Origin of the sequence: Methylobacterium goesingense, from assembly GCF_022179225.1 — a bacterium.
GTDB lineage: Bacteria > Pseudomonadota > Alphaproteobacteria > Rhizobiales > Beijerinckiaceae > Methylobacterium > Methylobacterium goesingense.
Window position 1 is genome coordinate 26,225 of the sequence record NZ_BPQL01000060.1, and the last position, 8,323, is coordinate 34,547.

The 8,323-nt window shown below is 69.6% G+C and carries 7 protein-coding genes; 5 read left to right on the forward strand and 2 right to left on the reverse strand.

The window, feature by feature from the left end; all coding sequences use genetic code 11:
• Positions 1-2 precede the first annotated feature (2 nt).
• Positions 3-1,670 (reverse strand): alpha-amylase family protein, encoded by a 1,668-nt coding sequence (locus MFF30_RS11445; protein ID WP_238279521.1) that lies wholly within the window; start codon positions 1,668-1,670, stop codon positions 3-5.
• 204 nt (positions 1,671-1,874) lie between these two features.
• Between MFF30_RS11445 and MFF30_RS11450 the strand changes: the two genes are divergently transcribed.
• The 3 genes from MFF30_RS11450 (at position 1,875) to MFF30_RS11460 (ending at position 6,899) form a co-directional block, all read left to right on the forward strand.
• On the forward strand, positions 1,875-4,901 hold the full coding sequence (locus tag MFF30_RS11450; protein ID WP_238279522.1) for a penicillin-binding protein 1A: 3,027 nt from the start codon (positions 1,875-1,877) through the stop codon (positions 4,899-4,901).
• A 43-nt stretch (positions 4,902-4,944) separates the two neighbouring features.
• Positions 4,945-6,018 (forward strand): hypothetical protein, encoded by a 1,074-nt coding sequence (locus MFF30_RS11455; protein ID WP_373320887.1) that lies wholly within the window; start codon positions 4,945-4,947, stop codon positions 6,016-6,018.
• A 74-nt stretch (positions 6,019-6,092) separates the two neighbouring features.
• Positions 6,093-6,899: an SH3 domain-containing protein gene (locus tag MFF30_RS11460; RefSeq protein ID WP_238279523.1), complete on the forward strand. Its 807-nt coding sequence runs from the start codon at positions 6,093-6,095 to the stop codon at positions 6,897-6,899.
• 82 nt (positions 6,900-6,981) lie between these two features.
• On the opposite strand, the gene MFF30_RS11465 is transcribed toward MFF30_RS11460, so the two are convergent.
• On the reverse strand, positions 6,982-7,197 hold the full coding sequence (locus MFF30_RS11465) for a hypothetical protein (RefSeq protein ID WP_238279524.1): 216 nt from the start codon (positions 7,195-7,197) through the stop codon (positions 6,982-6,984).
• 225 nt (positions 7,198-7,422) lie between these two features.
• Here MFF30_RS11465 and MFF30_RS11470 point away from each other — a divergent pair, with 225 nt between their 5' ends.
• Complete coding sequence (locus MFF30_RS11470; protein ID WP_238279525.1) at positions 7,423-7,671, forward strand: hypothetical protein; 249 nt, start codon at positions 7,423-7,425, stop codon at positions 7,669-7,671.
• Positions 7,672-7,954: 283 nt separating this feature from the next.
• Positions 7,955-8,323, forward strand: a 369-nt coding sequence (locus MFF30_RS11475; protein ID WP_506289927.1) for a cyclic nucleotide-binding domain-containing protein, incomplete at its 3' end; no start/stop codon positions are given.

Here is an 8,323-nt window from a genome sequence, read left to right on the forward strand (position 1 = left end):
GCCTACCCCACCCGCCGCTTCAGCGGGGCGTCGAGGCCGCCGACGCGGAACCAGTGGTAGCCGTAGCGCTCCATCATAAGGCAGTGGCGGCCGTCGGCATCGGCCTCGCAGCGGCGGCCGGTGAGGAGGTCGATGAGGACGCGGCCCTCCGGCCCTTCGAGTCCGGTCGCGAGTTCGATCTCCATCGGCGTGCCCGCGAGGTTGTGCACACAGAGCACGGAATTGCCCTCCCAGTCATAGCGGATCGCCAGGATCGCCGGCGAGGCCGTCTCGATCACGGAAAAGTCGCCCCAGCCGATCTCCGGCACCTCCTTGCGGGTGCGGATGATGCTCTCCATCCAGTTGAGCAGCGAGCCGCGGTCGTGGCGCTGGGCCGCAACGTTGACGTGGTCGAAGCCGTAGGCGCCGCTTTCGATCACCGGCAGGGTCGGGGTCTCGCACTTGGTGAAGCCGCCCTGGGCCTCCCCGCTCCACTGCATCGTCGTGCGGGCGCATTCGCGCTCCTTCAGCGAGAGGTCGTCGCCCATGCCGATCTCGTCGCCGTAACGCAGCACCGGCGTGCCCGGCAGGGTGAACATCAGCGAATAGGCGATCTCGATGCGCTGCTGGTCGCCGCCGAGCATCGGGGCGAGGCGACGCCGGATGCCCCGGTCGTAGAGCTGCATCCCCTTCTCGGGGCCGAAGGCCGAAAACACCGCCTGGCGCTGGGTCTCGGTGAGGCGTCCGAGGTCGAGCTCGTCGTGGTTGCGCAGGAACACCGCCCACTGGGCCGAATCCGGCCGGTTCCAGGTCTTGCGCATGGCCTTGGCGAGAGGGCGTCCATCGCCCGCCGCGAGGCCGTAGAAAAGGGCTTGGTTGACCTGGAAGTTGAAGAGCATGTGGAGCCGATCGGCGTCGTCGCCGAAATAGTCGAGGTCCTTCTTGGGCAGGATGTTGGCCTCGCCCAGGATGATGGCGTCGCCCTGGCGCCACTGCAGGAACTCGCGAAAGTCCCGCAGCATGTCGAACTGCTCGTCGGGCTCGCCCGTGACCTCCGGCCCCTTTTTGGCGATGACGAAGGGCACCGCGTCCATGCGGAAGCCCGAGACGCCGAGCTGGATCCAGAAGCCCATGATCTTCTGGATCTCGGCCCGCACCGCCGGATGGGCGGTGTTCAGGTCGGGCTGGAACGGCATGAAGCGGTGGAAGTAGTAGGCCCCCGCCTTGGCGTCCCGGGTCCAGGTGGTGGTCTGCACGCCGGGGAACACCATGCCCTCGTCGGCGTGCGGCGGCTTTGTCTTCGACCAGACGTACCAGTCCCGGTAGGGCGAATCCGGGTCCGAGCGCGCGGATTGGAACCAGGGATGTTGGTCCGAGGTATGGTTGACCACGAGGTCGATCAGGACGCGCAGGCCCCGCTGCTTGGCCGCATGGGTGAAGGCGACGAAGTCGCCGAGCGATCCGTAATCCGGGTCGACCCCGTAATAGTCCGTGATGTCGTAGCCGCCGTCGCGCTTGGGCGAGGGCTGGAACGGCATCAGCCAGATCGCCGTGATGCCGATTCCCTGCAGGTAGTCGAGCCGTCGCTCCAGACCGGCGAAGTCGCCGATGCCGTCGCCGTTGCCATCGAGAAAGGTCCGGACCGACAGGCAGTAGACGACGGCGTTCTTGTACCAGAGGTCCTTGATCATGCGGGCGTCTCCGGAGGCGGCCGCCCCGGGCCATAACGCGGGCCCGCGAGAAAGCGTTGCCGCTGGCGCACGCCCCAAGCGTGGCCGCATCGTCCTTAAATCAGCCGCCTTGTGCAGCGCATCTGCCACGCTCCGGCACGCGGTCTCGGCTATGACCGTGCGGCCCCTCCGCGCCACGACCCTTCCTCCGGTATCCCGGCTCGCATGAACATCATCCTGATCAAGCTGTTCGCCACGGCGCTGACGCTCAGCCAGGTCACGACGCGGCCGGACGCGGTGAAGACGCAGTTCGATCCGGTGGCGGACCGATCCCAGGTCGTTCAGATCCTGCGCGACGGCTGCGCCCACATGCGCAAGGCCTTCGACATCGAGGACATCAACCTCGACGAGTTGATCTCGACCGCCATGGAGGATCCGAGCGCGGTGGCGGGCGCCAGCGCCCCCAAGATCCTGCACGGCCTCGACATCGGCGAGTTGAACATCAGCTACCGGCAGTTCTGCAAGGGCGAGAACCCGAAGGACTCGCCCTTCGACCCGGGCGAGGTCATCGCGTTCTACAACAAGGCGGTGGCCGACCTGCCCTCGGCCGAGGCCCTGAGGGACCGCAAGCTCCCCGGCGCCAGCCTCATCCTCGACGGCGCGGGCAAGCGCTACGCCGAGGCCTTCGAGTCCAATGGCCGGCGCCTCAGCGTGCCCATCGCCGAGGTTCCGGCGATGGTCCAGAAGGCCTTCGTGGCGGCCGAGGACAAGCGCTTCGAGACCCACAAGGGCATCGACGAGCGCGGCGTCATCCGCGCCTTCATCGGCAACCTCGCCTCCCCGGGCCGGCCGGCGGGCGGCTCCACCATCACCCAGCAGGTGGTCAAGAACCTCTCGGTGGGCGACGACGTCACCTACGAGCGCAAGATCCGCGAGATGATCGTGGCCTCCCGGCTGGAGCACATCCTGCCGAAGGCCGGTATCCTCGAACTCTACCTCAACGGCATCTATCTCGGCCGCGGCGCCTACGGCATCGAGATGGCGGCGCGCAGCTACTTCGGCAAATCGGTGGGCCAGCTCACCGTGCCGGAGGCGGCGCTGCTGGCCGGCATGCCCAAGGGCCCGAACTTCTATAGCCCCGACAAGTACCCCGACCGGGCGCGCGAGCGCCGGGCCTACGTGCTGGCGCGCATGAAGGAGGAGGGCGTGATCACGGAGGCGCAACTCGGCGAGGCGGCCAACGCGCCGCTGGGCCTCAAGCCCCTCGACGCGACCCGGCGGGATGCCGGCTTCTACTTCGTCGACCACCTGGCCCGGGAGGTGCGCACCTTCGCGGGCGTCGAATCCCTCACCGCCGCCAGCCACGTGGTGCGCTCCACGATCAATGCCGGCCTGCAGACCGCCACCGAGACGGCCCTGCAGGAGGGGCTCGCCGGGTATGAGCGCGCCACCGGCCGCGCCCGCTACGAGGGGCCGGAACTCAACATCGCCGACGCGGTGCGCAAGCTCGAAGGCGCGGCTCCGGCCGTCGAGGCCTCGCCGCTGGGTGTGCCGCTCCTCGTGGGCGACGCACCGAAGCCCGTCCCGGCCCCGAAGACGAAGGCCGAGCGCAAGGCCGCGGCGGCCGCCGAGAAAGCGGCGCCCAAGGTCGAGCGCCCGAAGCCGGCGTGGCAGCGGGCGCTGGAGACCGCGCGGCCCGTGCTCTACGACGTGCATTGGCCGCTCGCGGTGGTGCTGGATGCGGGGCGCGGCGGCACCGCCAAAATCGGCCTCGCCGACGGCCGCACCGCCAGCCTGGAACCCGGGCCGGCCCGAGGCAAGCTCCAGCCCTACGACGTGGTGCGGGTGAAGCTGCGCGACCCGAACGCGCGCAATCCGCGCGCCGACCTGCGCGTGCGACCGAGCGTCCAGGGCGCCGCCCTGGTGCTGGAGAACCGCACGGGCCGCATCCTCGCCATGGCGGGCGGCTTCTCCTACCCGCTGAGCCAGCTCAACCGCGTCACCCAGACAGTGCGCCAGCCGGGCTCGACCCTGAAGCCGCTGACCTACCTCGCCGCCCTCACCGCCGGGCTCCAGCCCAATACCCTGGTGATGGATTCCGCCATCACCCTGCCGCCCATCGGCGGGGTCGGCGATTCCTGGTCGCCGAAGAACTATGACGGCGGCGGCGCCGGGGCCACGACCCTGCGCCGGGGCCTCGAATTCTCGAAGAACCTCGTCACCGCCCGCCTGCTCCAGGGCGGGATCAGCGACACGGCGCCGGCCAGCCTGCAGAAGGTCTGCGACCTCGCCCTGGAGGCCCAGATCTACGCCGAGTGCGAGCGCTACTATCCCTTCGTGCTCGGCGCGCAACCGGTGCGGATGGTGGATCTCGCGGCCTTCTATGCGGCGGTGGCCAACGAGGGCGCCCGGCCCGCGCCCTACGCCCTCGAATCGATCGAGCGCGACGGCAAGGCCCTCTACACCCGCGCGGCGCGGGCGCCGACCCGCATCGGCTCGGCCGACCGGGTGGCGTTCTACCAGTTGAAGACCATGCTGCAGGGCGTGACCAACCACGGCACGGCCGCCGCGCTCGCCCGGTTCTCGTCGTCGATCGCGGGCAAGACCGGCACCTCCGAGAACGAGAACGACGCCTGGTTCGCCGGCTTCACCAACGAGATCACCATCGTGGTCTGGGTCGGCTACGACAATGCCGACGGCACCCGCCGGACCCTCGGGCGCGGACAGACCGGCGGCCACCTCGCCGTGCCCATCGCGGGTACCATCTTGCAGGCGGCCTGGGCCAACGGGGTGCCGCGCACGCCCCTCGCGCCACCCACCCCGGAGGCGCGCCAGTTCCTTGCCGATGCGAGCATCGACCCGCGCAGCGGCGAGCGCGTCGAGGGCGGCGGCTTCCAGGAGCATTTCCGGATCAAGGACGGCCGCATGGCCGACACCCAGTACAAGCTGCTGCCCCGCGAGACCCGGACCGCCATGCGGCCCGATCCCGAGGACGGCGACCTCGGCGCCGACCCGGATTCGCCCGACGTCGCGGGCGGGGCCTACGGGGGACTGTCCGGGGATCGCCGCGCCGGGCCCGATTCCGACCTCCTCGACCCGTTCGGCGAGCGCCGCAGCCGCCGGGCGCAGGGCGAGACCTACCAGCCCTGGCCCGGCACCCAGCGCTCGCCCTTCGGCGACGAGGAGGAGGTTCGCCCCCGCCCGCGCCGCCGCGATCCCGACTACCTGTTCGGTGACGACCCGCCCTACTGAGCCGCAGCGCCGCCACCCCCTTCCCGATCTCCGAGGCCCCGACGTGCACAGCCAAGTTTCGGCAACCCTCCTCCTTGCCCTGGCCCTGACGGCGCAGGGCGGGTTCCGCACCGCCCTCGCCCAGGAGGGCATGAAGCAGCAGCCGCCTACGAACCCCGCCGTCTCGGAGCGGATCAAGGACGTGCCCGCCATCGAGGCGGCGAGCGTGGCGGGCCTGAAGCCCGGCACGATCCTGTTCACCGATCACCGCGACGATCCGGCCAAGCCCGAGAGCGGCCTCGTGCCGTATCTCGACTGGGGCAAGCTCCGCCCCGGCGAGCGCGCGGCGCTGGCGCCCCACCCGGCCTACGCCGAGCCCGACTACGTGCAGACCCTGAACGGAGTCGCCAAGCGCCGGCACGAGACCCTCAAGGTCTACGTGGCGCAGGGGCGCTTCGTGGTGGCCAAGGCCCCGGAGCGCATCGATCTTGCCGCCTACGCCACCCTCGGCTTCGTGTCCAAGATGGACCCGGTGATCAAGCACAAGGCGCTCAACCCCGCCGATGCGACGCCGAACAAGGACCCGGCCGCCGCCTTCGCCAAACGGCCGGACCGGCCCTGGTGCGAGGCCGGCACCACCTGCATCGAATCGCGCTACGACCTCGAGGGCAAGCTGCCGCTCGGCGTGAAGCTCGCCAACCGTCTGGAGGACGGGGCCACCAAGAAAATCGCCGAGTTCGTCGCGTTCCAGAGCGAGTTGCGTACCCTGCCCCCGGCGGAGATCGCCGCGCTCGGCAACCTCACGAAGATCGACACCCCGGTGAGCGGCGGGCTGGAGCAGACCATCTTCTGGGTCAACCAGATCCTGCGCTTCGGCAAGTTCCTGGCGGTGTTCCAGCCCATGCCGGGCGATCCGACCAAGACCGTGGTGACCACCTACATGGCGCTCGCGATCAAGGCCGACGTCCTCGACCGCAAGCAGGAATACGCCCGCGTGCCGGTACTCAAGAACCTGCTCCCCGCCCAGGTGCTGATGGGCAACTCGTCCTTCAACACCGGCACCTCGATCAGCGCCGGCCTGCCGACCTACGCCCGCAACCGGATGATCGCCTTCGCGGACGCGCTGGCGAAGAACTGAGCGGTGCACGGGAGGCGCTTGAGTATAACCTGAAGTTGATTGATCATCGTTCCGGTTGATGCGGGGGGATGATCATGGCGATCGTACGCGAAGACACGAAGGGCAAGATTCGAGACCTGCCGATCCACGGCACCTTGCGGGCGGTCCTGATCGAGGCCGCGGATGCGGCCGGCATCGACGTGGTGCGGGTGACCTCCGGCGGCCAATGTCCGAAGGGCACGTGTCGCAAACGCACGGGATCGACACGGCACGACAACGGCTTCGCGGCCGATCTCCAACTTCTCGTGGACGGGCGCCGGGCTCTCGATTTCACGAAGACGGGCGATCGGGACATCGTCGCCGCCTTCGTGACGGCGGCGGCCGCCAATGGGGCGACCGGCATCGGTGCGGCGGTCGACTATATGGGACCGACGACGCTTCATGTGGGCTTCGGCACTTCGCCGCGGGACACGTCCCGATTGGTCTGGGGTGCCGGCGGCGCCGCCGCCACCGCCCCGGGTTGGCTCAGGAAGGCGGCCCAGAAGGGTTGGCAGACGTCTCCGAGCGCCGTGTCGCGCGTCGCCTCGACCTCCGCCGTCTCGGGGACCGAACAGTATCGCGTGATCGCGCGCGGGGGCCTCAAGCTCCGGGGAGGGCCGGGCCTCGACTTTCCGATTCTTTCCGCGATCGATACCGGAACGGTGCTGACCGTGCTGGCCTTTGAGGGGCGCCTGAACGATTGGGCACGCGTCGATATCGAGGGAGACGGCTTCGTCGATGGGCACGTCCACCGGGCCTTCATCGCGCCGCTGAGTGCCTCGTCCGCGACGAACGACGATCTGAACGACGAGGATGCCGATCCGAGCGAGGCTGCCCCGGAGCCGGACGCGGACGAGGCCTGACGGGACGGCTTCCGGCCCCCGCCACCGCAGGCGTGATGCCGCGGCGGTGCGGGCCGGGCGCCTCGGGGCGCTCGGTCCGCCTTCAGTTCCCGCGGTTCACGATCGAAGGCATCGAGGGCTGGGTGTACTGGCGGTTCACGTCGCGGCGGGTCTGGGTGCCGTTGGTGTCGTTGGAGCGGCGGTAGTTGCTGGTGTCGAAGGCGTCGGAAACGCCGCTGCGACCGCTCGGGCTGTCGCTGTTGCAGGCACAGAGGCCGCCCAGGAGGGCGGCGGCGAGGACGAGGGGGGCAAGGCGCATCGGCTGGTTTCCTGGTGTCGCGAGTGGACCCGTCGTGCTGCCGACGTCCCGCGCGCGTCAAGCGCAAGGCTAACGAATCGTCGCCGGTTCCTGGCGGAGTGATGTCACCGCGCCACGAATGCGCTCACCACCCTGGCAGGCAAGCGGCCTCCGGGGGCCGAAGATGTGGAATCCGACGGCCCGCAGGCTGGCGCTTTGGCGGCGAACACGCGACACATGGCGCCAATGAGCAACGTAGTCCCCTTCCTTCGACGCCCCGCCGCCCCGGCGGTTGTGGTCACCGACGTGGTGGCGGTCGCCGACGACCTCTTCGCGCTCCTGGAGCAGCTCGAGGCGGTAAGCGCCCGGGCCGCCGCGATGGGGCGTCCGGCCCGCGAGGTCGAGCGCACGGTCCAGAACCTCCTCGACGCGGTCACCGCCGTGGAGCGCGCCCTGGACTGCATCGGCGAGGGCGACGAGGCCGGGCAGGCGTGAACCTGGCCGGCGCGGGCCACGCGCGGCGCCGATGAAATCACCCGACGGATGACCTCCCCGAACGCCGGCATCCCATCAAAAGAACAGAATTGTCTCATGAATGTCTACTTGTAGACAGACGGCTACGCGGGCGATGCGCTAGAGGCCGGAGAGACAGACGGTGAACACGGCGCGCTCCATGGCTTCGGCCCAAGATTCCACGGAAGAGTCCACGGAAGACGCGACGCAAAATCCGGCTCGCGATTCGATGTCCTCTCAAGATCGGGATGTGGTCCCGGTCTCGATGTCGACCCGAAACACCGCCTCATCGCGAATCATTCCCGTTCCGGGCAACCTCCTCCTCGACGGCCTGCAGCCCGAGGACCGGGCGCTGCTCGATCCCCACCTCGACTATGTCATCTGCGAGCGCGGCGAGACCCTGTTCGAGGTCGGCGCCTCCGTTCGGACGATCGCCTTTCCGTGCGATCAGACGGTGGTCAGCCTGATGGTGGTCATGCGCGACGGGCGCGGCGCCGAGACCGCCACCGTCGGGCGGGAGGGCGCCGTCGGGGGCATCGTCAGCAGCGGTTTCCTGCCGGCCTCGACCCAGGCGTCGGTGCAGCTCGGCGGTCCCCTCCTGCGCCTGGACGCACACCGCCTGCAGGAGGCCAAG

Bases quoted from the DNA above. Each gene is read 5' to 3' on its own strand.
- MFF30_RS11460 (WP_238279523.1), top strand. From the start codon at position 6,093: ATGGCGATCGTACGCGAAGACACGAAGGGCAAGATTCGAGACCTGCCG.
- MFF30_RS11450 (WP_238279522.1), top strand. From the start codon at position 1,875: ATGAACATCATCCTGATCAAGCTGTTCGCCACGGCGCTGACGCTCAGC.
- MFF30_RS11465 (WP_238279524.1), bottom strand. From the start codon at position 7,197: ATGCGCCTTGCCCCCCTCGTCCTCGCCGCCGCCCTCCTGGGCGGCCTC.
- MFF30_RS11470 (WP_238279525.1), top strand. From the start codon at position 7,423: ATGAGCAACGTAGTCCCCTTCCTTCGACGCCCCGCCGCCCCGGCGGTT.
- MFF30_RS11445 (WP_238279521.1), bottom strand. From the start codon at position 1,670: ATGATCAAGGACCTCTGGTACAAGAACGCCGTCGTCTACTGCCTGTCG.